Here is a 349-nt window from a genome sequence, read left to right on the forward strand (position 1 = left end):
GGAGACGATCACGCTCGATGGGTATGCCGCCTCGTACCGGGCCGTGTGCGAGTTGGTCGCTGACGCTCTGCTGCCTGAGAAGACGCATGTGCGCTCCTCGAAGTATCTGAATAACGTGATCGAACAGGATCATCGAAACATCAAGTCCAGAACGAACGCGATGCTCGGATTCAAACGATTCAGGTATGCGCACACCACGATTTCAGGCATCGAGTTGATGCATCGCATCCGCCAGAGTCAGTTCAATCTCCGCGCGCTCGGACTACCGTCTGGAATACTGTCTTACTCCATAAATAAGGCATCCTTATGTATCGGAGCCGTCTCGGCTTCACCGGCTGTTTGCACCAGA

1 protein-coding gene is annotated in these 349 nt (G+C 54.2%); it reads left to right on the forward strand.

Annotated features, from left to right (window positions below):
- The coding region (locus PQQ53_RS35025) for a DDE-type integrase/transposase/recombinase (RefSeq protein ID WP_408158218.1) at positions 1-349 on the forward strand (349 nt) is incomplete at both ends.

Origin of the sequence: Paraburkholderia strydomiana (genome assembly GCF_046030495.1) — a bacterium.
GTDB lineage: Bacteria > Pseudomonadota > Gammaproteobacteria > Burkholderiales > Burkholderiaceae > Paraburkholderia > Paraburkholderia strydomiana_A.